We start from the raw sequence: 26572 nt of genomic DNA on the forward strand, positions 1-26572 counted from the left end.
AAACGCGCGTCAAGCGCCTTGCCAAACATCTCTCGGCAAGGCGCTTTTGCGATCTCAACGCCACCCTTGTCAGCACCCGTCCACAGCGCGCGCATCAGCAGCCTGTCCTCAGCCCCCTGTCCCCTTCGCGCTCACCATATAACAGCTCCTCGACATCAACAGCTTCGCTGTGAGCGCGAAGAGCACGCCGGCATCGACAAGCGAAGGCATCAGCCGGCGTTGCGCTTTCAACCGGCCACCGTCGGAGTCGGCGCCCGCGATGCTCGCTTCCCGCTCACAGCGGCAGGCGCTCTCGAGACTTGGCCACAGCTGGTGAGCGCGAGACGTGCAGGCGCAAGAGCTTGTCGATGCCCACAGCGCCCACACTTTCAACAGCCTTACCCACGGCAGGCAGTAGGCCCCGCAGCTTCGCCCTCCTGGCGGACAGCAGCAGGTATCCCTTTCGCGCTCACAGTAAGCCATCGCATGGCTAGTGGCCTGCTCTGGGTGAGCGCGAAGGGTTCGGTGTGCAAATACGCGTGGTGCGTAAAGCACGGAAGCGCGAGAGCGCGGTGGCAGAGGTATTTATCCACAACTTTTGGGTGACACGTCAATAAATGTGGCAGGAAGGGGCGAGTTATCCACAGCAGCCCCAGGTCGGCCTAGATTGCGGTAGCGTGCGAGCAATAGCGTCAGGAGTATGAATACCAAGGTCACGGACACCAAGGGTACGAATACCCAGAGCGGAAGCATATGGACTACGCAGGAGTTGCGGAAAAGGGGCATCGGCAGGCGCAAACAAGCGCACATGGTCGAAGACGGCACGCTGCATCGCGTGCATCGCGGAATCTACATCAGGGGCAGGGTTAGCGCGCGCAATGTCGCTAGGGCGCTCACGCAATCGCTTGCCGATGTCGCGCTTGCTGGACACTCCGCGACGCAGCTGCACCTGGGGCATACGTTGACATTCCCGCTGGAATTGGAAGGCCCGCGCACCATTCGGGGCGAAAATTTCACGGTGCGGCATACTCGCAGGCAGACCACGCAATTCAAAGACGGCATCAAACTGGTTGAACCGCTGTGGGCCGCAAGACGCAGCCCCTACGAGCAGGAGTGGCTGTTGGAGCAGTGTTATAGGGGTCGCAGCGGCATCGACAAGCTAAAGCGCGACGTAGGGCGCATGAACCGCTTGACGATGCAACTACGCAGTGTATTGAAACGCTGTTGCATCGGGGCGGATAGCGTTGCAGAGAAGAAGCTGGCAACGGAACTGCGTCGCGTAGGATTTCAGGTGCAACACAATGTACTTTTTGCGGGATACCGTTACGATCTGTGGCTGCAGAAGCTGGGGATTTTAATCGAAGTCGACGGCTATGAGGTGCACAGCGATGCCAAAAGCTTTGTGAAAGACCGCTGGAAATCCAATGATGGCGCAAGCCTTGGGTGCGTGGTCTTAAGGTTTAGCGCTGATTGCGTGCATTATCACTTAAAACAGGTGGTGGCGAAGGTAAAAGAAATCGCGCAGTGGATTCGACAAGGTCGACCACGGCGCGATGAAGTGGGCATACAAGGCAACCCGGTGTTCAACTGGCACGAATGCGTGCGCAGCACGTTTAGCTAGGAGCTGCGTCCTGTACGAAGACAGGGCTTTTCGGGCGGGAGCGGAAGGTCCACAGCTTATTAATCACGAAGTTAATCGGCATAGCTACGATAATTGAAATTGCTGATGCCCAGTAGAACTTGGTGCGGAAGCCGGTGGAGTCGTCGAAGATTTCTGGCGACAACGCAATCGGCGAATTCACATTCATCAATAATGTGGCGATGACCTGGCTGACCAAGAAGGCGCCAAGTCCTGCCAGTAAGAATGGGAAAAAACCGCGCAACCATGAGATACGCTGGGCTTCTTTGAAAGTCCACATGCGGTTAAGCTGATAGTTCCAGGTATTGGCGATCAAAAACGCAATCGCCATAAACACGTGGTACCAGCGGATATTGAATTGGGTTCCAAAGAGGTTGATAAAGCCATCATGCTCGGTAATTCCAGCTGACCACATCGCGATCTTTTTGGATAGAAATACCACCAGCAGGTTGACAACCGTGCCAGATCCGCCCACGAGGCCAAACCTGAGAAATTGCCCCATATTAGATATAAAACGAGCTACCGTCATGCTCTTGAGTAACCCTTCTGTATGGACAATTCTTCTAAAACTACGCACGAGTGTGGCGGCAAACTTCTCGTTCGCCGCCTTTAAACGCTGAAAGTTATTAAAGTTTAGCGCACTTGGGTTACTGAATTGCTTTCCACACGGTACTAAATAGCTGTGAGCCCAATTTTAGTTGCGCTGACCGGCGGCAGTAAGGCGAGCGCACGCGGCGTCGATACGCTCATCAGTGCCATTGAGACCAACGCGAATAAACCGCTCGCCCACCTCTCCGTAGAAATCGCCGGGAGCAACCAAGATACCCAAGTCTGCTAACCACGCAACATCGTCGCGGCAGTTATTACCGCTGGTGGCCCACAGATACATTCCGGCTTCGGAATGTTGGATCTCGAAGCCGACATCGCTCAGCGCGCGCATCAGCTTTGCACGACGCATCGCGTAGCGGTGGACTTGAAGGGCTTCGGTGGCGTCATCGTTAAGCGCTGCGACCATCGCTGACTGCACGGGACCTGGAACCATAAGGCCGGCGTGCTTGCGCACTTCCAAAAGCTCGGCGATTAGCTCTGCGTCACCGGCGAAAAAGCCCGCACGGTATGAGGCCATATTCGCTGACTTCGATAAAGAGTGCATGGCAATCAACCCAGTCATATCTCCGTCTGTAACCCGAGGGTCCAAGATGGATACTGGCGGATGATCGTCTTCCCAAGCTAAAGCCATGTAGCACTCATCAGAGGCCACAATGGCATTGTTCTCACGTGCCCACGCCACAATCGCGCGCAGCTCGTCGACACTTAACACCTTGCCGGTGGGATTAGACGGAGAGTTGATAAAGACCAGTGCTGCACCCTGAAAATCAGCCGGATCATCAGCGCGGATAATCTCTGCGCCGGCGATCTTCGCACCGACTTCATAGGTCGGATAAGCCACTGATGGAATAACTACGGTCTCCCCACGCAAACCCAACAAGGTTGGCAACCATGCGATTGCCTCCTTAGTGCCCACGACAGGAAGTACAGACTTGTCCCCTAGCCCGACGATTTCGTAGCGGCGCTCCAACGCACTCGAAATAGCCTCGCGCAATTCCGGGGTACCCATAGTCTGGGGATATCCAGACAACGATGCTGCCGAAGACAAAGCCAGCTGCACAGAAGGTGAAACTTCATCCACTGGGGTTCCCACGGACAAATCCACGATCCCCTCAGGGTGGCTAGCCGCCTTAGCTTTGGCCTCTGCCAGGGAATTCCACGGGAAATCCGGTAATACACTGCCCAGTGGGGTCCGTGTCATAGTTAGTTCAAACTCCTTGTTTACAAGCTAATCCTGATTTTGAGGTGGCAGCGCAGCAATCATCGGCACGTCGAAGTCCTGTGGGCCTACAGCCGCTGCACCACCAGGGGAGCCGAGATCATCAAAAAACGCGGCATTAGCGTCATTGTATTCCAGCCACTCGTCTGGAACGTCGTCTTCGTAGAAGATAGCCTCTACTGGGCAAGCTGGCTCACATGCACCACAGTCCACGCACTCATCAGGGTGGATGTAGAGCATACGCTTGCCTTCATAGATGCAGTCTACTGGGCATTCTTCAACACAACTCCGGTCTAAGACATCGACGCAGGGTTGAGCAATTGTATATGTCATGGGGTATTTTTCTCCTGAAATCCGGCACTATCCAGACAATTATAAGTATGTCACTTAGGCCCTACAAATGGCCAAATACCACCGATTATTCCGGCAAAAAGCAAGGCAACGGTACGAATATTACTTCCCAACCATTGATCGCCAGTAGTTGAACCTATAACTAAAAAGCCAAAAAATCCCAAGACCCACACAGCCAACGGGATGGCAGCAATGAATATGTTTGGACTCCACAGGCGCGCAGTTTTGGTCAAAACTTTGTTAAACCACCAGGCGATAGCAACGGTGAGCGGGAAAGCAATACGCACGCCATTAGGCATGGTGAGATACGCACCGAGGTACACAACTTCTAAAACCAGCGAGAGCAGCGCGCCGACGCTCAGCCACACCAGGCCGCCGACGGCTTCAGCGCGGGAGAATTCAAATGGCACAAAATTACTGCTCATCGAAAAATACCTTCCACACATCACCGGTTAAAGGCTCCTGTTCCGCGCGGTGGGCGCGGTTGGCGTCAGCCTCAACATCGGCTGGCCAGGGGTTGTTTTCTCCGTGGCTGCGCTGCAAGTACTCGGCACGAATCACCGGCATCACCAGGTTATTAGATAAGGCATAAGCCACCGGCGCTACAGCAGGGTCAGAGCACACCGCCCAGCGCGGCTCAGGATTCGTCTCGCTGACTGCACCATTTCCGACCCACACTTGGGTCGGGTGGGCAGAAATCCCGGCGATTTTCGCGTTATAAGAGGCATCGGAAAGCGAAAGCTTTAGATCATAAGCTGCGTTGGTGAAATTAAGCAGGTAGTCCGCCGAAGGCTTTTCCCAGCCGCGAGCCGGCGTGACCGTCTCCAGTGCGGCAAAAATCGCCTCACGCTGGTAGATAGTCCACCAAATATTGCTTATCCCAAAAGCTTTGCACGCGCGCTCGGTCGCCTGGTGCACGGCAATATGGTCAGGATGCCCATAGCCGCCATCTGGACCATAGGTAATTACGGCGTGGGGTGAAAAGATCGCAAGATGCTTTTCGATGCCCCCTGCCGCCTCATCCACGTTATTCACCAAAGCGCGCGGGTGCGCGTGGGCTGCAGAGCCGACCATGCCGGAATCTCGGAGGTAGCCGGGTGCAATCAGGTGCTCGCTGCGCGCGCCTATAGCAGATGCTGCATCTTGGAGCTCGCGAATACGGAATCCGCCAAGTAAATCGCTACCAGCGAGATGTTGATAGCGTTCGCCAATTACTTCACCTTCTTCACCCAAGGTGGCCGTCAGAATTAAAACCTCAGCACCACCCGAAGTTAGCTCTGCGATGATGCCGCCGGTAAATAGCACTTCATCATCTGGGTGCGCGTGTACAACTAAAACGCGCTTGCCCGCAAGTTCAGTGGCTGCTGCGTGGGATAAATTCTTGTGGTTCACTTGGAGCTCCTGCCATCAATTTCGTCGAGAGTGGATAACGATCCACCGAGATAGTCTTCATCGAAGGCGCGAATACGCGTCTCATCAATTAACGGGAGATAAAACGCTTGCTCACGGTTGACTTGCCGGATCATTTCCAGACCTTGTTGCGCACTTATCTCACCCGATAGTATCCTCTGCGCGCGATCGTCAAAATCGTTCGCGCATGCCAGCGATAGATTACCCGACCATAATTTTTGCTGTGTAGACGCAGGTGATTCAGATTTGGTTGGGGCTGGTTCTGCTGAAGTTGGGGCAGCCGTGGTTGATGCCGCAGCTGCGGCTGTTTTCTCATCAGCGTGACAGGTAAAAAAGCTCGCCACATTAGTGGCCGTGACGGAGGTATCCGCGGTAGAGATTACTGCATCGACCTCGCCTTCAGGCAGTGCTTCTTCCACGATAGAGGTCATGCGGTTTTCCACCACGCGCGCCTCGATGCCTTCGATACGCAGCATATCCACCAAGGTCATCGCAGCAATGCCGGCAGCCTGTTCTGTCGGGTCTACAGCAATGCGCAGTGGATTATCTTTGGTAGCAGCGGCTAGCACCGCAATCTCTTCTTCGCTCGAGGAGTCTAAAAGCGGATTACCGCCATAGGGCACGCGCAAATCTACATCGCGCTCGGTTGCCAAGCGCGCGAGCTGACGCGTATCGATGAGCGATAGCATCGTGCGACGCAGTTGCGGAGATTCCAAGACTTGCGACTGCGTAGAAAGGCTCAACCTCAGCTGGCGCGAAGGATTTGCAGTTTCAGTACTGATGTCCCCTAATAAGCTAAGTTGCTCTTTTAAGGTTTGCGTCGGGGCAATATCAACGAAACTTACTTGCTCCGAGCGCAACAGGTTTGCAGCTTGCGATGTCGAACGAATCGCACGCAATTGCACCACGTCAATTTTCGCAGGGTTCTTTCCCCAGAAGCGATCATTGCGGTTTAGTGTGATTAAGCCGCGCGCCTGGTCGATGCTCGCGACACTGAATCTGCCCGCGGAAGCCGGGATAGCTGACTCTAAAACCCGGTCGAATTGTCCCGATTCCAACAGGTGCGAAGGCAGCAAGTGTGTAAATAACCGGTGCCAATCCGCCACGCGCGTCGAAAAATCGACGGTCACAATGCTCCCGCCAGCAGAAATATTTAATGCCGAAATAGTGTGATAAGGTGCTACTTCGCGCACCCCGGGGGTGGAGACCATTTCTTTGAACAGGTAGTCAAAATCCGCACCCGTAATGGGCGTGCCATCAGACCACTGCGCGCCATCTTTAATGGAATAGCGCACGCGTTGCGCAACCCCTGGCGGCGCATCAATTTCACGCGCTGAATTCAGCACATCAGAATCGATGATATTGCCGTGAAAGGCTGAGGGTAATACGAGGTCCGCGAGGGCATCGACTAGCTCTGTGTCATCAGCAACGAGGTGCGGATTAAAACCCAATTGAAATGGGTCAATGCCCACAGACATCGACGAGCGGTCGGGGCCTTCTTCGTCCTCTATGCCGTCGGCAACTTCAGCATCATCGTCGCTGGCTTTGTCCGCTTCTTTGTCGCCGGACGGCTCGTCGTCGGCGGAGGCATCGACAAGCTCTTCTTGCTCATCAACAGTCGGGGCAGGGCCGGGATTTGCCATGCAACTAACCAGCAACGCCGCGGAAAAAATCGCTGACGTGCCGGTGAGACGCTTCAACCCTGCCCGACGCATGAGACTTACTTGTTAAGCTGCTTAGCCTTCGATGCTGCACGACGGCGATCGGTAGCAGACAGCTCCAGCTTGCGCACGCGCAGAACATTTGGCCCTACCTCAACGCACTCATCGTTGCCACAGAATTCCAAAGCTTCTTCCAAAGAAAGGGTACGAGCCTTAGACAAAGTCACGGTCGCATCCGCAGAAGCTGCACGCATGTTGGTGAGCTTCTTTTCCTTGGTGATGTTGATGTCCATGTCCTCGTCGCGGTTATTCGCGCCAACGACCATGCCTTCATATGCTTCAGCGCCTGGCTCGACGAAGAAGTCGCCCCGGTCAGCAAGCTGCATCAGTGCATACGCGGTGATCTGACCGGAGCGGTCAGCAACCAAAGAACCGGTTGGGCGTGCCTTGATTTCACCAGCCCAGACGTCCAGGCCATCAGCCAAAGAGTTGGAGATACCGGAGCCGTGGGTCTCGGTCATGAAGGTGGTGCGGAAACCAATCAGACCGCGGGCAGGGATACGGAAAGTCATACGTACCCAGTTGCCTTCGCGCACGTCCATGGACTGCATCTGGCCCTTGCGGTTTGCCATCAGCTGGGTGACAGCACCCTGGTATTCGCTTGGAACGTCAATGGTGACGGACTCATAAGGCTCGTGTACCTTGCCATCGATTACCTGGGTAACAACCTGTGGCTTACCCACGGTGAGCTCAAAGCCCTCGCGGCGCATGGACTCAATCAGAACCGACAAAGCCATCTCGCCACGGCCTTGAACTTCCCAGGTATCTGGGCGCTCAGTTGGCAATACGCGCAGCGACACGTTACCGATTAGCTCTTGATCCAAACGAGCCTTGACCATACGCGCGGTCAGCTTATCGCCACCTCCGCGGCCAGCCATTGGCGAGGTGTTCACACCAATGGTCATCGAAATCGCTGGCTCATCTACCTTGATGCGTGGCAGTGGAACTGGGTGCTCAGTATCAGCAATGGTGTCACCGATCATGATGTCGGAGATACCGGAAATCGCAACGATGTCGCCTGCGATAGCCTCTTCGGTGGGCTGACGTTGGAAACCAACGGTGCGCAAAAGCTCCGCAACCTTCACATTCTTGGTGTGCTGATTGCCTTCTTCATCGTAGTGAATCCAAGCAACCTGCTGGCCCTTCTTGATCTTGCCGGCGTGGATACGCAAAAGCGCAATACGACCGAGGAAGTCAGAAGAGTCCAGGTTGGCAACGTGTGCCTGCAGCGGCGCATCCACGTTGGCGGAAGGTTCTGGCAAGACGTTGTAGATTACATCGAAAAGCGGCTGCAAAGAGTCACCCTCAGGGACGTTTGCATTGCCAGGGTTTTCAGTCGACGCAATGCCTGCGCGGCCAGAAGTGTAGAGAACAGGCAGGTCAAGCAGCTCTTCAGCAGCCGCAGCCGCCTCAGCGTCTTCCAAGCCTGCAGCAATCTCCAGCAGCAAGTCCTGCGCGTCAGAGACAACTTCTTCAATGCGGGCATCAGGACGGTCAGTCTTGTTAACCGCAATAATCACAGGAAGCTTTGCCTCAAGTGCCTTGGTCAGCACGAAGCGGGTTTGCGGAAGCGGGCCTTCCGAGGCATCGACAAGCAGCACGACGCCATCAACCATGGACAGCCCGCGCTCGACCTCGCCGCCGAAGTCAGCGTGACCCGGGGTGTCAATAACATTGATGATCAAGTCAGCGCCGTCTTTACCCTGGCCCTTGCGGTGAATCGCAGTGTTCTTGGCCAAAATGGTAATGCCGCGCTCGCGCTCCTGGTCGTTGGAGTCCATGACGCGATCCGAGTGGTCGCCGTGTTCGCCGAATGCGCCGGACTGTTCCAGCATGCCGTTGACGAGGGTGGTTTTGCCGTGGTCAACGTGGGCGACGATGGCTACATTACGGAACTCAGTGGTGGTCACTAAAGGAATCTCCTCACAGAAAATAAAAAAGCTAGCGTCTAAACAGTACTCGCAGTTGCTTGTCGATGCACTATTTACGCTCGCCCATGTGACCCACATCCTGCCAGATCGCTGCAAATTCCTCGAAACACACCCCCATCCCGCTCCTTTCATGCGCTGACTCTCACTCGCCATCCTCCCCTCCCCTCCCACCATTCTTATTTCACTGCTCGCCACCGTTTTACTACCCTGCACCCTCCCTTAATCCCGCCCACGTCCCCTTCGCAATCCCGCCCACGTCCCCTTCGCGCTCACCAGATTCATCGGCCTCCCCAGGCAGCCCATCTCCGTGAGCGCGAAGCGCACATCCACCGCGGTGCCAGCGCTTTCCTCTTCCCCGTCCCCCAATGTCCCCTTCGCGCTCACCGAATCACGACACCTCGCTTGTCGATGCCACCCGTGAGCGTGAAGGGGACGCTAGGCGAGCCAAGTGGAGAGAAGGCGCTCCAGCAGGGGTCCGAGAGAGGGGGCTAGAAAGGTGGCCGGGAAGGGATTTTAGGAGGTTGCTGCGATTAGTCCGGGAGCGCTGCAAAAGATGCGCAGCATGAGGGAAACGCCAGCGGGGACGAGCGGCGGCGAATTGTAACGAAATAGTCTCGATGGGCGAAGTAGTAAACAACAGTCGACCTTAAGGGTTGACTGCGTGCCAAAAGTGAATAGTGTTACAGGGGGTGTCAAAGTTGCGAGTGTTGCCGATGTGACTATCGGTGGCTCAGTGCGGAGCTTTGACATATACCTCGATGTAACTTCAATTACTTCACTACTCCAAGGATGTAACCCAGTGAGCAAGAACCGCCGTTTGGCCTACGCTGCAGCGCTAGCAGCTGCCCTGCTCGGTATCGCTACCCCGGCGATCGCACAGTCTGGTGCAGGATCTTCTCAAGGGGTGCCCCCAGTAGCGGTTTCGAGCAATATCGCCAGCCCGCTCGACGATCTCGGCCGTCCGACCCCACAAACCCAGGCGCAGGTCAGAGACTTCGCCAATCAACCATGGGTGCCACGCGATATGCGTAACGCTATTTTGTCGGCCTTGGCATTTTATGCCGGCGGCTCCGGCGAAGGCGGCGTGCCTCTGGTCGAAGATGGGCCGAACTTTAAACAGTTCTACTGGCCAACAGTCTCCGGTAAATGCATCGGCGGCCAAGGCGATTCCGTAGGTTCTGCCATCGCGGTACCTGGCCCAACGAAGATTCCGGCCCCAGGTGCGCGCTCTGGACAAACAGCGTTTGTATTCACCGCACTTGGTACTTCGCCTGCGGCGAAGAAGCAGGGCGGGATGAACGTGCAGTGGGCGAACCTTAACACCATGAAAACTGGTGTAACTCCCCTGCGCAATAACGGCATCAACCCAGATGGCCCCGCTACGGTTTCGGGCACTGCATCCACAGGAAAGGGAACCATCGTGGCGATGGTCTCCGGCACGGTCAACACCCAAGAAAAACCCTGCAACTTCGTGCCCACCGTGGCCATCTTCGAGGTGAAATAAAGTGAGCGTAGACCTTCATCCCGTCAAAAAGGAAACTTTTAATACAACTGAACACATCAACGTCGATCCCAAGGGCTACCTGCGAGAAGTGGACTCTTATAAGGTCACGGATTTTGGTTTATATATGGCTCGCGGCGCCAACCATCCCCGCTTTGGATACTTGGAATCGTGGCTTTTGCCGAAGTTGAGCCTGCGCGCGAATATCTTCCACTTCCGCGAAGGTATTGATGAGCGCCAGGACTTTTACATCGATATTGCGGAGATTGACCGCAATGGTGAAGTCTGGACTACTCGCGACCTTTACGTGGATTTAATTTCGAATACTGGTGAGCCCATTGATGTCCGCGATATCGATGAGCTTTCGGCTGCAACATCCGCGGGCTTGATTTCTGCTGAGGATGCAGAAAAAGCCATCGACTCTACCCTCGCGGCGGTAGAAGGCATCACGCGCTACGGCGACGATGCCATGAAGTGGCTACAGACCCTTGGCATGGAGTTGACTTGGGCTGACGATGTCGAGCTCACCCCTGCTGGCTAAAGTTTCTCGCTAGAATTAGTGCGGTTGCACGACCCCGATGAGCTGCACGCGATAGAATTCCTCCACAACCTTAAATTTACCTTTGGAGGTACTACATGGCCGGCGGACTTCTCGCACTGTTAGATGACGTTGCTCTCATCGCACGCTCGGCAGCATCTTCGGCAGATGATGTCGCGGCCTTGGCTGGCAAAACCTCGGTTAAAGCCGCTGGCGTTGTAATTGATGACGCCGCTGTTACGCCACAATATGTCCAAGGCGTTGACCCGAAGCGCGAATTGCCCATGATTTGGCGCATCACCAAGGGTTCTTTAGTTAATAAACTGGTCATCATTTTGCCGATTGCGCTGCTGCTATCGTGGCTTGCGCCGTGGGCCTTGGGTCCTATTTTGATGTGCGGCGGTGCCTATCTTTGTTATGAAGGCGCGCATAAAATCTTCCACAAGCTTCTGCCTTCCGATGACCACGAGAAAGAACCCACCGTCGCCAAAGGCAAAGAGGCCGAAGACCGCCTAGTGAAATCGGCCATTACTACTGACCTGATTCTATCAGCAGAAATAATGGTGATTTCACTTAATTCATTGTTGGATCAGACATTTTGGATGCGGCTCGGCGCCCTTATCGTCGTCGCCGTGTTCATTACGGTCGGTGTGTATGGCGCGGTGGGTTTGTTGGTCAAGATGGATGACATTGGCTTGTCGATGCTCCGTCGTCGCGACGGCAAGTCCCCTCTCGGCTCGGCATTGGTCAAGGGCATGCCGGTAGTTCTCAACATCATCGGGGTAGTCGGCACAGCCGCGATGTTGTGGGTCGGTGGCCATATCATCGTTGCGGGTCTCGAGGATTTTCATGTCGATGGCCCCGCAGAAATCATCCACGGTCTAACAGCTCAGGTGCCAGAAGGCATCTTGGCATGGCTCGCAGATACGGCAGGTTCGATGGTCTTTGGTCTGCTCGTGGGCACGATTATTGTCGGTGTCATTGCTGGCGTGGATAAGCTCACCCCAGACCGCAAGGAGCAGGCGGCTTAAATAAAGAGCAGCAGCGAGATGGCCATGATTGCCATGCCGGCGATAAGGCCGTAAATAGCGTGGTGGTGTTTGCCAGTTTCTACAGCTGACGGGAGTAGCTCGTCGAGGCTGATGTAGACCATGATGCCAGCGACCATCGCAAAGCAAATGCCCATCGCTGCTGGTCCAATGAACGGCATGAGTATCAAAAAGCCGATAAGCGCCCCGAGTGGCTCGGCAAAGCCGGACGCTGTAGCCCACCAAAAGGCTTTCGAGCGGGACATGGTTGCTGCGCGCAACGGCACTGCCACAGCGATGCCTTCTGGGATATTGTGAATCGCAATCGCGACTGCGACTGGGATCGCAATGGTCATGTCTTCTAACCCCGCGAGGAAGGTGGCAAAGCCTTCGGGGAAGTTGTGGATCGCAAGCGCACCCGCGGTAAATACGCCGGTTTTCATCAAACGGTTTTTGCGCTCAGCTTGGGCGATGGTGCCTGGTTCGTGCGGGTTGATAGATTCTGGCACGAGCCTATCGATGATGCCGATGATGGCAATTCCAGCGAAAAATGCGCCGGCACCCGCCCACGCCCCGATTTTCTCGGAGCCATAAGCCTCAGCCAGCTCCGAGGTGCCTTCGGGAAGAATTTCCATAAACGAGACATACAACATCACTCCGGCTGATAAGCCTAAAGAAGCCGCCAGAAATCCTGGTCCGGGGTTTCTTCTGCCGACTGCGATGGCACCACCGATTGCGGTGGAAAGCCCCGCCAATAATGTCAGCCCGAAGGCAATCAATATGGTGGAAGTCTCGTACATAGAAGTCATAGTATCGGTCGCGGCGTTGACGCGTAGCACTGTGGCTAGCCTAATATCGGTAGTATGCCTGACTATCCATTGCCTGCGAATCATCTTGGGGTGGAACACCTCGCGGTGTTGGATTTTGTGTGCTTATCCACAACGTTGTCTCTGCCTGCTCCCACCCAAGTTCCCGTCACGCTGGAGGCTGATAACCGCACGGGAGGGTGGCGTATTCGCAGTATGTTTGGAACGCTGGGCTGGCTTAATGCGCAGGAGGCGGCGGATTTTCCTGACTTGGACCGACTGCGCGCAGCGGGTATGACGGCGTCGACGACTGCCGAAGTGTACTTGGATGAAGTCGCCGTTAATCTTGGTCTGGCACCCTGGCATATCGCGCGCAATGACCAACCTGACAACACCGTGCTTTTAGCAGGTGGAGTGCCTGCAGCAGTGGACACTTCGATGACTTCCGATGTCCAGCAATCACAAATTGAGGCGCTGGGAACGGCCAGCGTATTCGTGGAATTTCACCACATTGGTGACGATATCGTGATCACCGTCGACGACGCAGTCTTTGGCCTGTTAGGCCCCGCGGCAGATTATGAATTACTCGTGCAATTGCTTGCACAGACCCCGCTTGCAGCACGCGCGTATATTGCTCAAGGGCTTGTCGCCGTTGACTTGCCTGCGGATCCGCAGCAGCTGTTTGTTGCCTCTGTCCCAAAGCTCAATTCCGACACCGATGCCACGGTATTCCCGACATTCCTTCCAACAACCGGGGAATTAGCAGACGAGCTGCTGAGCTTTGACCCGACAGAGTATTTGGAGCCTCCGCACGCGACCAGAAATAAATCGCAGCGCTTCTTCCAAACGACGAAATTTGATAACCAGCCCGCGACGGAAGCTTTCGAGGCACTGTTTCGCAAAGAAGAAACAGACACCGACACAGGTGAAAAAAACAACTAGGTTGTTTTCATCAGGACACGGGCACTATCACTGGTGCGCCTGGTCAGACCGCGTGCGTCCATGTATTCCAAAAGCGGCACGGCAACTCGCCGCGTCGTACCAAGGGCCTGACGTGCTTGCGATAGCGTGAACTCCCCCGGCTGCTGACCCAAGATTTCCGCAGCCTGCTGCGGGGCGCTAGGAAGTAGCACGATTGGACCGACACGAAGTAGTCTCCCGGCGCGCTCTGCTGCGGCCAGCTCGATTGGCCCAAGCCCGAGTTCATCTAGGGTGCTGGCATCAGGCGCCACAAATGGTTCTTTGGCTAGTTGCGCTTCTACTATCGCAACAGATTTCTCGGCAGGTCCAAGATCGCGAGGTGCTGCATGCGGGTCGCGGATGATGGCACCATCGCGCTTGAGTCGTGCGCCCGCGACAGCAATGGAAACCAAGCTGTCATCCGGCAACGCAAGCGCGGAGAGCGCGGTCGCCAGGGGCAGGCCGTCGGATAAGTGGTCGTCGGTCAGGTGGGTATCGAAAAGCGTGCGTAGCTGCGCCGTCCACCGGGCAATAGCTTGGGCATTGACCCACCAGCTGCGAAATTCCACCAGCGATGCAGGCTTGTTCGCCACATCGAAACCGGCCGCCGCCAAGGTTTCTTTCATCACAGCCTCCTTGCGCGCAACATAGGCCGAAGCATCAAACGGTTTTTGGTCACGCAGCGCCTGTGCACGCCGCACAGGTGCCCCGCGGCGATTCAACAGCGGCGGGTCCATATCTACTACCTCAACCCCAGCCAAGGCATCCAAGCCCGGCCCACGCAGCGCCAGACGGTCACCCAGTCGCAGCGGGAAAGCGCGTCCTTGCAGGGTTAGCCGCGCGTGCTCAGCATCCAATCCGCGCACGTGGACAGGCACCGATGCTGTACCAACGTGGAGATTTAGCTTGCGAGGCACACCATCTAGCTTTGGCCCCGTGCGCCAGCGGACATCGATGACTTCCGGCTGCCACCAGGTACTTTCAGCTTCGGTCAGCACATCGCCACGCGAGATGGCATCAGCATCCACCCCGCGCAGATTCAGCGCCAAACGCATCACCGGCTCGGCCTTATCCACGGCCGAATTCTCACTGTGCAGCCCGCGCACGATCACATCGTGCTCGCCACTCGCAGTCACAAGTTTCAGGTGTTCGCCAATTTTCACGCTCCCCACAGCCCACGTGCCTGTGACAACGGTGCCAGCGCCTTTGATAGAAAAAGCCCGGTCAATCCACATTCGCGCTGGCATCGCACAAGCTTGCTGCAGAACTTCATCAGCGGGAAGCAGCTTATCGATGCCCCCTCGCAGCTCTTCCATCCCCTCACCCGTACGCGCGGATACCGCAAAGATGGGAGCTACAGACAAAGACGTGCCCGCGACTTTATCGCGAACGTTGGCTTCGCTAATGCGCAGCCCGTTGTCCATGCGTGTGAGGACGATAATGCCGCGCTCAATGCCGAGCGCGTCGATGGCTTCGAGGTGCTCTGAGGTTTGTTCTTTCCAGCCTTCATCAGCAGCAATAACTAGCATGACTGCTGGCGCGGGCCCTAGGCCGGCAAGCGTATTGGCGATGAAACGCTCGTGGCCTGGCACATCAACGAAGGCGACATTCGCCCCGGATTTTAGGGTGGTCCACGCAAAGCCTAAATCAATGGTGAGCCCGCGCTGTTTTTCTTCTTCCCAGCGATCGGGGTCCATCGTGGTCAGTGCATTAACTAGCGTGGATTTGCCGTGGTCAACGTGCCCGGCAGTGGCGATAACGTACATCTATTCCGCTTGCTCCTGCGCTCGCAGAATAGCCGCGGCAAGCATTTGGTCATCGCTTGCTGGAATGCAGCGGACATCAATCAAACACTGCCCGTTGTGTACGCGCGGCAACACAGCTGGTCGTCCCTGCCGAAGCAGCGGCGCCAAGAATTCATCCAGGGCCACGGCATAACCTGGCAATGGATATTCGGGCGCGCCTCCCCCACCCACGCGGCCAGGGTGTTCGACGACCTCGCCGCCCACAGCCTGCGCAAGCGCCTCGGTGCGCGCCAAGTGCTCCGCGGGGTCCAGATGCAAAGCATCCTCAACCGCATTGCTAGGGGCATTGATGCTTGCTTCCAACGCGTTGAGCCGCAGCTTATCGATGCGCACCGCTCTTGCCAACGGATGCTGTTTCACCTTCGCTATCGCCTCATGTGTTCCCAGCATGATTCCTGCCTGTGGTCCGCCAAGCAGCTTATCGCCCGACGCGATGATGATATCCGCGCCCGCTGCCAGCTGTGCTTGCAAGTCCGGCTCATCCGGCACCGTCGCATCAGGGCGCAACAATCCTGAGCCTAAGTCCACAATCAACGAGATTCCGCGGTCATCCGCGAGCTCTCGCAGCGGTTCAATTCCCACCGAAGAAGTAAAGCCCTCAATACGGAAATTCGATGGATGCACCTTCAATATCGCCCCGGTCTTCTCCGTCACGGCATGCTCATAATCTGCCAGGTGCGTGCGGTTGGTCGCGCCAATTTCTTTCAAGCGCACCGAGGTGGATTCGATAAGCTCTGGCAGGCGAAAGCCCGCACCGATTTCAATCAACTCACCGCGGGAGATGATGACTTCCTTGTCCGGCGCTAGCGCTGCCGTGGCCAGTAATAATGCCGCAGCCCCATTGTTCACCACCAGCGCATCCTCGGCGCCTGGGCACGCAGCCAGCAAAGCTTCAATCGCAGCGCGGCCACGATTTTTCGACCGCAGCCCCGTCTCTAAGTCCAGCTCCACGTCCGTGTACCCGGCAGCCGCCACCAGCGCATCGACAGCTTCCGGCGGCAGCGGCGCACGTCCGATATTGGTATGAATGATTACGCCCGTGGCGTTTAAGACGGGATGAAGGGAGTACGGGGTGGCATCGATAAGCGATGCTTCAACCTCATCTTTGACTGCTTGCGGTGCTATCTCCCCGGCCCGCGCTGCCGCAAGCACCTGGTTTATGCGCACGCGAATGACATGCTCAGCCAAGTGCGCGCGGGCATTAGCAACTACCTGCGACGCCAAAATCTCATCAACGCGAGGGATAAAACGCCGCGGGTCAGTCATCAAAGCTCCTTTGCGCATGTGGCGGAGACGGACAGGAATCGAACCTGCCAGACCAAGCTACTTGGCCTCACCGGTTTTGAAGACCGGGGCGCCCACCAGGACACGTACGCCTCCACCTATTCAAAGTAGTAGGTTGGGGAGTATGACACCAAAACTTACCTCTTTCGCGGCTGGCGGCGGCTGCGCATGCAAGATACCCGCAGGTCAGCTTGAATCCGCTATCGCCGGGCTCATTGGCAATGATGACCCCAACGTCATCGTGGGATTAGAAGACGGCGACGACGCCTCGGCGATTCGCATCAACGGGGACACCGCCGTGATTTCCACCGCGGACTTTTTCACCCCCATGATTGACGACCCCTACGACTGGGGCCGGGTTGCCGCCGCCAATGCGCTTTCCGATGTCTACGCCATGGGCGGCGACCCCATTACCGCCATCAACCTCCTGGGCTGGCCCGTTGACTTGCTCGGATTAGATGTCTTGCGTGAAGTGCTGCGCGGCGGCATGGAAGTCTGCAACGAAGCTGGCATTTCTGTCACCGGCGGGCATTCGATTACCGCGCCCGAACCCATCTACGGCATGTCCGTCACGGGCATCGCCGACCCCGCGAAGCTCATGCGTAACGATGCCGCCGCCCCCGGCCTTCCACTGACGCTAACCAAGGGCGTCGGCGTGGGCATTTTTAACAACAAGCACAAAGCCACCGGCGAAGTCTCTCTTGAAGCCGTTAAGTCCATGACCGCGCTCAACCGCGAAGCTTCCAAGGCTGCAGTTGCCGCTGGTCACAAGGCCGCAACTGATATCACCGGTTTCGGTTTGCTCGGTCACCTTTACAAAATGTGCCGCGCTTCCGACGTAAACGCCGAAATCAATTTCGCTGACGTTCCAGAGATTCCTGGCGCAAAGCAAGCGCTTGCCGATGGCTTCGTTCCCGGCGGTTCCCGCCGCAACCTCGATTGGGTGCGTGAACACCTCAACGTCGCCAATTCTTCGCTTACCGAGGAGGACCTGGTCTTCCTCGCCGACGCCCAGACCTCCGGCGGCCTGCTCGTGGTCGGCGAAGTCCCTGGTTACCCAGTTATCGGCCACACCGTCGCCCGCCCTGCGACTTCCAACTCGGGCTCCGATTCCGGTTCAGCCAAGGCAGGCGCTTACATCACAATCAATTAGTCCCGCCCCTAGCCGCTTTCCTTCCGCTCCGCGGCTTTTGTCCTACTATCTGCAAGCCTCGCGTGTTCATCCCGCGGGGCTTGTCCTTTTGTGCTCCCCCAGCACCCCAATTACCCTGCGCGTCCCCTTCGCGCTCACCAGAAGAAGCCGTCTGCCCAGAACCTTCTCCTCCGTGAGCGCGAGAGGTACACCGCGAGGCTTACGGGAAAGTACTCCAAAAACGAACCTGCTTCCGTTCCTGTGATGAGCCCTAAAACGCACTGTGTCCCCTTCGCGCTCACCGGAAGTGCTGTCCTCAGAACAAGGACGCTTCTGGTGAGCGCGAAGGGGACGCGCAGGACGAGGCCACTGTGTTTGGCACCGGTTGCCAGGGGTTGGCAGTACTTCGCGATGCATGTCGATGCCTAGCGGTATGCCGGACGAGGCACTACTTGGTAGTAATCACCGAATTTGTAAGTCCGGATTCGCGCAGGCGCGCCTCGGCGCGGCGTTTCTGCGGACCGATGGTTGCCTCGGGGTCTTTGGCAGATTCGAGGCCGCCTTCAAGGACGCCTAAGCGGGTGCACAAAGAAGCCGCTGCGAGACAGCCGCCAGCAACAACGGAGACAGCGCGGGACTTGGTCACTGATGCAAGCGCTGTTCCCACGCCGCCGGCGACGGCAAGGTATTCGGATGCTTTCATGAGCTTGCCGGGCTTGCCCTCTTTAAGGTGCTTGACGTGCTCGGGTTCCATGTTGTCTTCCATGACCCGGACCATCGCCAAGTCACCGGCCACGCCAGCTAGCGCGAGCGCGCGAGCGGGAGCTGCGTTTTCAACCGGAGTGGTGATCATCGCTGTGCCGGCCGAAGCTAGAGAGGCCGATGCCACGAATACGTATGGCAAATGCTTTTTGGCGCCGTTCCAGGTGGGATTGGAAGTATCAGCGATCAACACAGCCGTGTAGCCAGCCAATGGACCGCCGAGAACAGCCGAAACAATTCCGGCAGGACCAGCTGCCGTGTGCAAAACACGGTGGACGACGTTTGGCAAAGGCAACACGTTCTTGGTCATCTCGGCGGCTTCAGATGCGGCCGCAACAGCGGCTGCACCAGAGAATCCACCGAGCAGCCACGAACCCATGTTCATAGGCGAGGATGCCTTGAATACGCGGAACATGTTGTAAAAACGCTCAGGTCGGCCCAAGTCTAAGATGAGGAATGCCGAGCCGAGACCAGCTGCAACAATAGAGGTCAACCGGGTAGTGCGTAGCAGCGGCTTATTCGATGTGGCTTGCGCACCAGCACCGAGTAACGCAGAACCGCCGGCGATGCCGCCGAGCCAAAAGTACACACCAATCGGCCACTCCCATGGTGGGGCTTTGACCACCGGTTGACCGTAGTAGTTGGCAAACTCGAAGTCCAGCGCCATGCGCTCTTCGCGCGTACCGTCCTGTGCACCGGCGCCACGCTTCTTGCGCGGTCCGTTGCCCTTTTTCTTCTTGTCACCGCGGTAGCGGCGCTCGTATCCGGGCGGGCGATACTCGTCAAAATCCGGCATCTACTTCCCTCCTCTACCAACTAAAAACGACGCTGCCACGGCAACGCCCATCGCGCCGACAGCCTTGGCAAAAGTCTTCGCCATCGCGGGCAAATCGGCGGTCGGGACACGCGGATCTGGTGGAAGACCGTAGACTTCCGGGGAATCCAGCAGCAAGAAGATGGAGCCCGTTCCGCCGACGCCGTCTTCGTTATTTGCGCCGTACAGTCGTGCCTCGGTCTGACCTTGGCGGTGTAGCTCAGCCACGCGCGCTTGCGCAGCGGCCAGCATATTCTCATAGGTGCCGAACTGGATGGACTCCGTCGGGCAAGTCTTGGAACACGCTGGCTGCTCGCCGACTTTCAGGCGGTCGTAACACATTGTGCACTTTTGAGCCACGCCAATATTTTTAATCGGCATGGTCTCACCCGGGACGTGATCCGGTCCTTGCGGGCGCAGCTGTTTGAGCTTCTTAAACACGTTAATGCCCGCGTGTTCAGGGACTTCTTGGGCTTCGACGTGGTTGGCTTTTAGCGAAACACCGCCGTCTTCACGGCGCTCAATAACACCGAACGGGCACCCGGCAACGCAGGTGCCGCAGCCATTGCAGACATCATCTTGGACCACGACGGTGCCAAATTCGGTGCGAAATAAAGCACCGGTTGGGCACACATCCAGGCAGCCAGCGTTGGTGCAGTGCTTGCAGACATCAGAAGACATCAGCCAACGGAAAGTATCAGTATCCGGCGGCGTGGTATCGGCGGAGGCAGGATTCGGGGCTGCATCGACAGGCGAAGTGCCAAACGTCGGCATGCCCAGCGAGACCAGCTTGGCACCTTCTTCACGCGCTTTGGTGATGCGCTCGTTGTCTTGCTCAATAAACGCTACGTGTCGCCAGGTATTCGCGCCCAGCGCGCAGGTGTTGTCGTAGGAATTACCCGTCAGGTTATAGCCCTCAACCGGGTTGCGGTTCCACTCCTTACAGGCCACCTCGCAAGCCTTACAGCCGATGCACACCGAAGTATCGGTGAAAAAGGCCATGCGCTGGTAATGGTCGTAGCCGTGCGCGTGCGAATTTTCTGTTAGATGATTGGTCGTAGCCGTCATTGCTTTTCGCCTCCCTCCGTATCTTTTGGTTCAGAATTTGAAACTTCCCCCATCGCTGAGCCATGATGCGCAGAACCATCTGCGGCGCCAGGCTCGCTTGTCGATGTCTCCACCGTCTCTTTATCTACGCCATTCGGAATAAACAAGTCGATCGTGGACGTAGCTTCTAGTTGCTTGGCATCGGGATCGATGAGCTCGTTACCGGTGTCCAACGTCAATCCGGCACGGCGCTGATAATCCTTGAGCATTTCTAACCGCGCCTTGCCGCGTGGGCGTCGGCCGGCCTTAATTTCACATGCACCAACCTTAGAGTTTTGAATGAACACATTCGGCTCCAAAGTCAGACCCAGAAGGTCATTGGCACCGTCACCAGTAACTGGCGAGGAGCTGGACTGACCGTAGTGGAAAGGCAGACCAATCTGGTGGAAGTCCTTGCCATTGATGGTCATAGATTCCATGCGTTCGGTCACCAGCACGCGAGCCTCAATCACGCCACGCGGCGAAATGATGGTTGCCCAGCCACCGTTTTCCAAGCCGCGCTTTTGTGCTAGAACCGGATCGACCTCAACGAACAAATCTGGCTGCAACTCTGCCAAATAAGGCAGTCGGCGGCTCATCGCACCCGAGGTGTACATCTCCGTCAAACGGTACGTGGAGAAAACCACGGGGTAGACCTCTGAGCCGGGCTCGCCAGCCATGGGCTTCGACAAGTTATCCGGACGCTTGATGGTCAAGCGTGTCGGCGACTGCTGCTGGCTGTACAAAATATTGCGTGCCGGCGACTCGTGCGGTTCATAGTGAGTTGGCAGGGGTCCATCGGAAAGCCCTTTGGGTACGAACAACCAACCACGACCATCTGCCTGCATAATAAACGCATCAGTGCCGTCAAGGGCTGCGGGACCTGTGGCATCGACAGGCGCGCGGTACGACGGATCTAAGTTGACTGGGAAGTCCGGTACGTCATCGCCCGTCCAGCGGCCGGCTTCAGCGTCCCACCAAATGTACTTCTTGCGCTCCGACCACGGCGTGCCATCTGGCGCAGCTGATGCACGGTTGTACAGCATGCGGCGATTCGCTGGCCACACCCAGCCCCATTCCAGCGCAACCTCATTTTGCGAAGCGCCTGAAACTTTGCGCGCGGACTGGTTGATGTTGTCCTTGAACACGCCGGAGTAGATCCAGCAGCCGCCAGACGTCGTGCCATCAGGCTTCATCTCTGTAAAGCCAGGCAGCAGCTGCCCCTTCTTCGGGCCATCCAGATAGTAGCCGTTGATTTCGCGCAGCACGTCTTCAGGATCTGGCTCGCCGTGTTCGGTTTCCTCGTAGTTCCAGTCGATGGCCAACAATGGCGCGTCCATCGGATCAGTAGAACCAGCAAGCTTTTCGCGAATGCGCTTGCCCAGCTGGTAGAAGAACCACAGATCGCTCTTGGCATCGCCTGGTGGATTTGTGGCCTGGAAACGCCACTGCAGCATGCGCTGGGTTTGGGTAAAGGTACCGGCCTTTTCTACGTGCGTTGCTGCAGGCAGAAGGAAGACCTCGGTGCCAATATCTTCGGTCTTTAGTTCACCAGTCTTGATCTCCGGTGAGTCGTACCAGAACGACGCTGTCTCAATTTCCTGGAAGTCACGAACAACCAACCACTTCAAAGACGCCAATCCGCGGCGTTGCATGCCACCGTTGGATTGAGCGACCGCTGGGTTTTGTCCGAAGACCATATAGCCTTCGACGATGCCGTCGAGCATGCCCATCAAGGTTTCATAGGTGGAGTGCGCACCGTTGATGCGCGGCATGTAGTTCCAGCCCCAGTCATTGTCCTTGGTGGCATTCTCGCCCCAATAGGACTTCATCAAGCTCACGGCATAGTTTTCACGCAGACCCCAGAAACCCTTCTGGTCTTCCTTGGCAATCGCGTCCAAGAATCCTTTCCAGTCGCCATGGTCGGCATGAGGCATCGGCAAGTAGCCCGGCAAGTTATTAAACAGCGTCGGGATATCTGTCGAGCCCTGAATGGAAGCGTGTCCACGCAGCGCCATGATGCCTGAGCCTGGGCGGCCCACGTTGCCCATCAGCAGTTGCAAGATGGCCGCGGCGCGAATGAACTGCACGCCTAAGGTTTGCTGCGTAAAGCCCAAAGCATAGGCAAAGACTGTAGTGCGCTCTGGATTGGAGTTCTGTGCAATCGACTCCGCTAGATAATGGAAGTCTTCCTGGGAGATACCGCAGGTCTCTTCCACGATTTCCGGGGTATAGCGGGAATAGTGGCGCTTGAGAATCTGGAAGACCGTATTCGGGTCCTGCAAAGTCTCATCACGCTCGATATTCCACCACGCACCTTCGGGCTTTTGCACGTACTGCCACGAGTCCGTGATGTACTTACCGGTTTCTGGGTTGTAGCCAGAAAAGAGGCCGTCTAGGTCTTCCGTGTCCCGGAAGTCGGGAGAAATGATCGACGACGCGTTCGTGTAATTGACCACATAGTCGTGAAAATACAGATCATTGTCGATCATGTACTTGATAAGTGCGCCAAGAAGCACCACATCGGTGCCGCCACGGATCGCTACGTGCCGGTTCGCAAACGCCGAGGTACGGGTATAGCGAGGATCCACGTGAATTACGCGCGCCCCGCGCTTTTTAGCTTCGACTACCCACTGGAAACCCACAGGATGGCACTCGGCCATATTCGAGCCCTGAATCAGGATGCAGTCGGCATTTGCCATATCCTGCAGTGGCTGAGTTGCGCCACCGCGGCCAAACGAGGTTCCCAAACTGGGAACCGTGGCGGAGTGTCATATGCGTGCTTGGTTTTCGACTTGTACGGCACCAGCTGCAGTAAACAGCTTCTTGATAATGTAGTTTTCCTCATTATCCAAGGTGGCGCCACCAAGTCCTGCCACACCCATGGTGCGGTTTAAAACACGGCCTTTTTCATCAAAGTCCTGCCACTGATTGCGGCGGGAGGCAATAAAACGGTCCGCAATCATATCCATTGCGGTTTCGAGATCGAGGTCTTGCCACTCGGTTGCATGAGGCGCGCGGTATTTAATCTTGGTCAAACGCGTCGCAGAGTTCACCAGCTGCTCAGAGGCAGCGCCTTTCGGGCACAAACGTCCGCGCGAAATAGGCGAGTCCGAGTCACCTTCAATATGAACGACGCGGTCATCTTTGACATATACCCGCTGCGAGCAGCCCACAGCGCAGTAAGGGCAGACCGATTGAACTACTTTGTCGGCCTCTACAGTGCGCCCGTGCAGGTTCTCCGATTTGGCAGACTGGGTTGATTTATCTCGACCAAACAGATCGCCGCGCTTCACCTGGCGCACAACCGGCCAATTCAGCGGACTTAACTTCGACATAGCCTTAAGGCTACCGGATCAAAGTGATTTCCACACCTTAATCCGGTACATATCGTCCAAAAGGTGGAACACACAAAACTAGCCGCGACTTCGCCGGATTACATATTGACAACCCGCAGGCTCAGGTACTTTTCTTCCCCCTCGCCACTCACCATGGCGGGGATAAAATCAGCAGGCTTCGGGTGGTCCGGCAACGCCTCTAGGTAGACCTTGTGCTGCTCCAGCGAGCGCACACCAGCCTGCACATCGGCATCAGTAACCAGCAGGCGGTGGGTTGGGGTGGAACTGCCAGAAATCAGCAAACGGTCAGCCTTCCACGGCTCTACGCCCAGGTCGCGGTGGGTCCAGGGGTTATCAGCATCGCGGATGGCATCGGCGACCACTTCACCGGTCACGCGGTGGTCAATATGGTTAATCCCCCATCTTGCCGAGAAATCAAAGTTGATAACAGCCACAGTATCGGGCTGAAATTCCCGAATTTCCTTCGCGACGGCCTTGCGCACATCCAGGCCATATTCCATTTCACCGTCAGGAAAATCCAGGATGGTCAGATGCTCAACGCCAACTTCCTGACAGGCAGCTCGCTGCTCATGAGCACGCAGGGCTTTGGTCTTCGCCGGCTCCATGTCACGAATGCCGGCTTCACCCGCGGTAAGCAGCAAGTATCCGACTTCTTTGCCCGCGGCCGTGAAGCTATTAACGGCAACAGATAAGCCATATTCCGCGTCATCAGGGTGGGCAACAACCACGAGTACGCGTTCGATTTCTTCCACTTTTAGTAGTTCAAGGTCCATAACTTCCCATCATGCCAAAGGTTGCAGTTCCACGCTTTGCTTGTCGATGCCGCCCTTGCCTCGACTATGGGAATGTTCCTTCAGACACATGACGTTGTGTTGTTATGAATTTAAAGCTAAAGTAAAACGGTCAAATAAACTGGTCTGTCTATCCAATTCGGACTAGTCAGTCTAGAAATGAAAAGAAGAAAGGTACTGAGCATGTCTGATACGGCAACTAGCTCGGAAACAAACAAGAAGAAGAAATCCGGTCTGCCCGCTTGGGCAACGGGCTTCGGCGCACAAGTTTTCGCCGGCCTTATTATCGGACTTATTCTAGGTTTCGTTGCCTCTGGCATGAGTTTGCAGTGGCTTAGCGATCTCCTCAGCGGCGTCGGAAATGCTTATGTCCAGCTGCTGCGCGTGATGGTACCACCACTGATCTTTGCCGCAGTAGTTACTTCCGTAGCTAACCTGCGCAAGGTCGCCAATGCAGCTGCACTGGCAGTATCTACGCTGGTATGGTTCGCGATCACGGCATTTTTATCCGTCCTGGTTGGCATCGTCGTCGCACTCGTTATGCGCCCAGGTGTTAACTCCACCGTTGATCCATCCTCTGCGGCAGATCCTTCTCGCGTGGGCTCGTGGACTGCGTTTATCCAATCGATTGTGCCGGATAACTTTATCGGTCTGTCTGCATCGACAAGCGATGATGGCGTCTCGTTATCCTTCGCGGCACTGCAGCTGCTAGTTATCTCTTTGGCTATCGGCATCGCCGCAGTTAAAGCCGGCGAAGCAGCCGACCCATTCCTGCGCTTTACCGAATCTTTCCTCAAGGTCATCCAGGTCATCTTGTGGTGGATCATCCGCTTGGCACCCATTGGTACCGCGGCTTTGATTGGTAAGGCTGTTGCCACCTACGGCTGGGACGCACTCGGTTCTTTGGGCAAGTTTGTCCTGGCCATCTACGTCGGCCTCGCACTCGTGCTGATTGTGGTCTACCCAGCAGTGCTGAAGTTTAACGGCATCAACACCATTGAGTTCTACAAGCGCGTGTGGCCAGTATTTTCCTTGGGCTTTGTTACCCGCTCCTCCATGGGTGTTATGCCTGTTACCCAGCGCGTTACCGAACGCTCCATGGGTGTTCCTAGCGAATATGCATCCTTTGCCATCCCGCTGGGTGCAACCACCAAGATGGACGGCTGCGCATCTATCTACCCTGCTATTGCTGCAATCTTTGTGGCGCAGTTCTACGACATCGACCTGACGCTGACGCATTACCTGCTGATTATCTTCGTCTCCGTCATTGGCTCCGCCGCTACCGCTGGCACCACCGGCGCAACCGTCATGCTGACTTTGACCCTGTCAACCCTGGGTCTGCCCCTGGCTGGTGTTGGTCTGCTGCTGGCTGTCGAGCCAATCATCGATATGGGCCGCACCGCGGTCAACGTCACCGGCCAGTCGCTGGCTGCGACCATCGTTGCTAAGCGCGCCAACATCTTGGACCAAGAAACTTGGGACCAGGCTGCCGACGGCATCGAAGCTGCTGTTTCTCCTTCCCAGTCCACAAAGGCTGAAGTTACCTCCTAAGCCTTACTAATTTCCCTCGCCCAGCGGCTCATTTATTTAGCGGCTCGCACCGAAGTATTGCGGTGCGAGCCTCTTTTATTTTCCCTGGCCGGCCTGCTTTGACCCGCCCCTACCCCCTTCGCATTCACCCAAATTAATCTCCTGGCGCCCAAGGATCTCCGCGTAAGCGCGAAGAGGACACGGAGTGTAGATGGAAGAAAGTCTGGTTCGGATGGAATACGTCAAGAGCATAGAGATAAAGGAAACGCCCCGTGCGAAGACGGGGCGTTACGGAGCGTCTACTTCAAAGCCGCGCT

20 protein-coding genes, 1 tRNA gene and 1 pseudogene are annotated in these 26572 nt (G+C 56.4%); 7 read left to right on the plus strand and 15 right to left on the minus strand.

The annotated features are described in order from the left end of the window. Positions 1 to 679 precede the first annotated feature (679 nt). Positions 680 to 1600: a type IV toxin-antitoxin system AbiEi family antitoxin domain-containing protein gene (locus CSTAT_RS08290; protein WP_075723075.1), complete on the plus strand. Its 921-nt coding sequence runs from the start codon at positions 680 to 682 to the stop codon at positions 1598 to 1600. Here the strand turns inward: CSTAT_RS08290 and CSTAT_RS08295 are convergent. The 7 genes from CSTAT_RS08295 to typA all read right to left on the minus strand — a co-directional run bounded on the left by CSTAT_RS08295 (position 1593) and on the right by typA (position 8838). Continuing rightward, positions 1593 to 2147, minus strand: a complete 555-nt coding sequence (locus CSTAT_RS08295; protein ID WP_066837349.1) for a GtrA family protein — start codon at positions 2145 to 2147, stop codon at positions 1593 to 1595. The genes CSTAT_RS08290 and CSTAT_RS08295 overlap by 8 nt on opposite strands. Before the next feature lie 165 nt (positions 2148 to 2312). Further along, the gene (gene dapC / locus CSTAT_RS08300; RefSeq protein ID WP_075723076.1) at positions 2313 to 3428 is read right to left on the minus strand and encodes a succinyldiaminopimelate transaminase; all 1116 of its coding nucleotides are present in this window, start codon (positions 3426 to 3428) and stop codon (positions 2313 to 2315) included. A gap of 27 nt (positions 3429 to 3455) precedes the next feature. Beyond that, entirely contained in the window at positions 3456 to 3779 is a 324-nt protein-coding gene (gene fdxA / locus CSTAT_RS08305; protein ID WP_066794920.1) for a ferredoxin, read from the minus strand. Between the two features lie 50 nt (positions 3780 to 3829). Continuing rightward, positions 3830 to 4222: a hypothetical protein gene (locus CSTAT_RS08310; RefSeq protein WP_075723077.1), complete on the minus strand. Its 393-nt coding sequence runs from the start codon at positions 4220 to 4222 to the stop codon at positions 3830 to 3832. Next, entirely contained in the window at positions 4212 to 5189 is a 978-nt protein-coding gene (locus CSTAT_RS08315; protein ID WP_075723078.1) for a PIG-L family deacetylase, read from the minus strand. The genes CSTAT_RS08310 and CSTAT_RS08315 overlap by 11 nt, the downstream gene beginning before the upstream one ends. After that, entirely contained in the window at positions 5186 to 6850 is a 1665-nt protein-coding gene (locus CSTAT_RS08320) for an ABC transporter family substrate-binding protein (protein ID WP_244892814.1), read from the minus strand. Before CSTAT_RS08320 ends, CSTAT_RS08315 begins: the two co-directional genes overlap by 4 nt. A 77-nt stretch (positions 6851 to 6927) precedes the next feature. Continuing rightward, positions 6928 to 8838 carry a translational GTPase TypA gene (gene typA, locus CSTAT_RS08325; RefSeq protein WP_066794934.1) on the minus strand — a complete coding sequence of 637 codons (1911 nt, stop codon included), beginning with the start codon at positions 8836 to 8838 and terminating at the stop codon, positions 6928 to 6930. 820 nt (positions 8839 to 9658) lie between these two features. On the opposite strand from typA, the gene CSTAT_RS08330 reads away from it, so the two are divergent. The 3 genes from CSTAT_RS08330 to CSTAT_RS08340 all read left to right on the plus strand — a co-directional run bounded on the left by CSTAT_RS08330 (position 9659) and on the right by CSTAT_RS08340 (position 11929). After that, the gene (locus tag CSTAT_RS08330) at positions 9659 to 10363 is read left to right on the plus strand and encodes an Rv1157c family protein (protein WP_075723080.1); all 705 of its coding nucleotides are present in this window, start codon (positions 9659 to 9661) and stop codon (positions 10361 to 10363) included. 1 nt (position 10364) lies between these two features. Beyond that, positions 10365 to 10901, plus strand: coding sequence for a ribonuclease FAU-1 family protein (locus CSTAT_RS08335; protein ID WP_066794945.1), 537 nt, complete (start codon positions 10365 to 10367; stop codon positions 10899 to 10901). Between the two features lie 95 nt (positions 10902 to 10996). Continuing rightward, positions 10997 to 11929 (plus strand): DUF808 domain-containing protein, encoded by a 933-nt coding sequence (locus CSTAT_RS08340; RefSeq protein ID WP_075723081.1) that lies wholly within the window; start codon positions 10997 to 10999, stop codon positions 11927 to 11929. Here CSTAT_RS08340 and zupT read toward each other — a convergent pair. Beyond that, entirely contained in the window at positions 11926 to 12726 is an 801-nt protein-coding gene (gene zupT / locus CSTAT_RS08345; RefSeq protein ID WP_075723872.1) for a zinc transporter ZupT, read from the minus strand. The genes CSTAT_RS08340 and zupT overlap by 4 nt on opposite strands. Positions 12727 to 12789: 63 nt before the next feature. Here zupT and CSTAT_RS08350 point away from each other — a divergent pair, with 63 nt between their 5' ends. After that, on the plus strand, positions 12790 to 13674 hold the full coding sequence (locus CSTAT_RS08350; protein ID WP_075723082.1) for a hypothetical protein: 885 nt from the start codon (positions 12790 to 12792) through the stop codon (positions 13672 to 13674). On the opposite strand, the gene selB is transcribed toward CSTAT_RS08350, so the two are convergent. The 3 genes from selB to CSTAT_RS08365 form a co-directional block, all read right to left on the minus strand. Then, the gene (gene selB, locus CSTAT_RS08355; protein ID WP_075723083.1) at positions 13671 to 15458 is read right to left on the minus strand and encodes a selenocysteine-specific translation elongation factor; all 1788 of its coding nucleotides are present in this window, start codon (positions 15456 to 15458) and stop codon (positions 13671 to 13673) included. The genes CSTAT_RS08350 and selB overlap by 4 nt on opposite strands. Beyond that, the gene (gene selA, locus CSTAT_RS08360) at positions 15459 to 16763 is read right to left on the minus strand and encodes an L-seryl-tRNA(Sec) selenium transferase (RefSeq protein WP_211272995.1); all 1305 of its coding nucleotides are present in this window, start codon (positions 16761 to 16763) and stop codon (positions 15459 to 15461) included. Positions 16764 to 16782: 19 nt separating this feature from the next. Then, a tRNA-Sec gene (locus CSTAT_RS08365) sits at positions 16783 to 16877 on the minus strand. A gap of 28 nt (positions 16878 to 16905) precedes the next feature. On the opposite strand from CSTAT_RS08365, the gene selD reads away from it, so the two are divergent. Continuing rightward, the gene (gene selD, locus CSTAT_RS08370; protein WP_075723084.1) at positions 16906 to 17934 is read left to right on the plus strand and encodes a selenide, water dikinase SelD; all 1029 of its coding nucleotides are present in this window, start codon (positions 16906 to 16908) and stop codon (positions 17932 to 17934) included. Between the two features lie 427 nt (positions 17935 to 18361). On the opposite strand, the gene nrfD is transcribed toward selD, so the two are convergent. The 4 genes and pseudogenes from nrfD to CSTAT_RS08395 all read right to left on the minus strand — a co-directional run bounded on the left by nrfD (position 18362) and on the right by CSTAT_RS08395 (position 24707). Then, the gene (nrfD, locus tag CSTAT_RS08375; protein ID WP_075723085.1) at positions 18362 to 19471 is read right to left on the minus strand and encodes an NrfD/PsrC family molybdoenzyme membrane anchor subunit; all 1110 of its coding nucleotides are present in this window, start codon (positions 19469 to 19471) and stop codon (positions 18362 to 18364) included. Next, on the minus strand, positions 19472 to 20557 hold the full coding sequence (locus CSTAT_RS08380; RefSeq protein WP_075723086.1) for a 4Fe-4S dicluster domain-containing protein: 1086 nt from the start codon (positions 20555 to 20557) through the stop codon (positions 19472 to 19474). It lies immediately after the preceding gene. 179 nt (positions 20558 to 20736) lie between these two features. Beyond that, positions 20737 to 23913 (minus strand): annotated as a pseudogene (gene fdnG, locus CSTAT_RS08385) (formate dehydrogenase-N subunit alpha); the annotation flags it as partial. 98 nt (positions 23914 to 24011) lie between these two features. Then, on the minus strand, positions 24012 to 24707 hold the full coding sequence (locus CSTAT_RS08395; RefSeq protein ID WP_075723088.1) for a PIG-L deacetylase family protein: 696 nt from the start codon (positions 24705 to 24707) through the stop codon (positions 24012 to 24014). Positions 24708 to 24908: 201 nt separating this feature from the next. Here CSTAT_RS08395 and CSTAT_RS08400 point away from each other — a divergent pair, with 201 nt between their 5' ends. After that, a complete protein-coding gene (locus CSTAT_RS08400) occupies positions 24909 to 26276 on the plus strand; it encodes a dicarboxylate/amino acid:cation symporter (protein WP_075723089.1) in 1368 nt (455 codons plus the stop codon). The last annotated feature ends 296 nt before the right edge of the window (positions 26277 to 26572 follow it).

Origin of the sequence: Corynebacterium stationis, from assembly GCF_001941345.1 — a bacterium.
GTDB lineage: Bacteria > Actinomycetota > Actinomycetes > Mycobacteriales > Mycobacteriaceae > Corynebacterium > Corynebacterium stationis.

Bases quoted from the DNA above. Each gene is read 5' to 3' on its own strand.
- CSTAT_RS08290 (WP_075723075.1), top strand. From the start codon at position 680: ATGAATACCAAGGTCACGGACACCAAGGGTACGAATACCCAGAGCGGA.
- CSTAT_RS08295 (WP_066837349.1), bottom strand. From the start codon at position 2,147: ATGACGGTAGCTCGTTTTATATCTAATATGGGGCAATTTCTCAGGTTT.
- dapC (WP_075723076.1), bottom strand. From the start codon at position 3,428: ATGACACGGACCCCACTGGGCAGTGTATTACCGGATTTCCCGTGGAAT.
- fdxA (WP_066794920.1), bottom strand. From the start codon at position 3,779: ATGACATATACAATTGCTCAACCCTGCGTCGATGTCTTAGACCGGAGT.
- CSTAT_RS08310 (WP_075723077.1), bottom strand. From the start codon at position 4,222: ATGAGCAGTAATTTTGTGCCATTTGAATTCTCCCGCGCTGAAGCCGTC.
- CSTAT_RS08320 (WP_244892814.1), bottom strand. From the start codon at position 6,850: ATGGCAAATCCCGGCCCTGCCCCGACTGTTGATGAGCAAGAAGAGCTT.
- CSTAT_RS08340 (WP_075723081.1), top strand. From the start codon at position 10,997: ATGGCCGGCGGACTTCTCGCACTGTTAGATGACGTTGCTCTCATCGCA.
- zupT (WP_075723872.1), bottom strand. From the start codon at position 12,726: ATGTACGAGACTTCCACCATATTGATTGCCTTCGGGCTGACATTATTG.
- CSTAT_RS08350 (WP_075723082.1), top strand. From the start codon at position 12,790: ATGCCTGACTATCCATTGCCTGCGAATCATCTTGGGGTGGAACACCTC.
- selB (WP_075723083.1), bottom strand. From the start codon at position 15,458: ATGTACGTTATCGCCACTGCCGGGCACGTTGACCACGGCAAATCCACG.
- selA (WP_211272995.1), bottom strand. From the start codon at position 16,763: ATGACTGACCCGCGGCGTTTTATCCCTCGCGTTGATGAGATTTTGGCG.
- selD (WP_075723084.1), top strand. From the start codon at position 16,906: ATGACACCAAAACTTACCTCTTTCGCGGCTGGCGGCGGCTGCGCATGC.
- nrfD (WP_075723085.1), bottom strand. From the start codon at position 19,471: ATGCCGGATTTTGACGAGTATCGCCCGCCCGGATACGAGCGCCGCTAC.
- CSTAT_RS08380 (WP_075723086.1), bottom strand. From the start codon at position 20,557: ATGACGGCTACGACCAATCATCTAACAGAAAATTCGCACGCGCACGGC.
- CSTAT_RS08395 (WP_075723088.1), bottom strand. From the start codon at position 24,707: ATGGACCTTGAACTACTAAAAGTGGAAGAAATCGAACGCGTACTCGTG.
- CSTAT_RS08400 (WP_075723089.1), top strand. From the start codon at position 24,909: ATGTCTGATACGGCAACTAGCTCGGAAACAAACAAGAAGAAGAAATCC.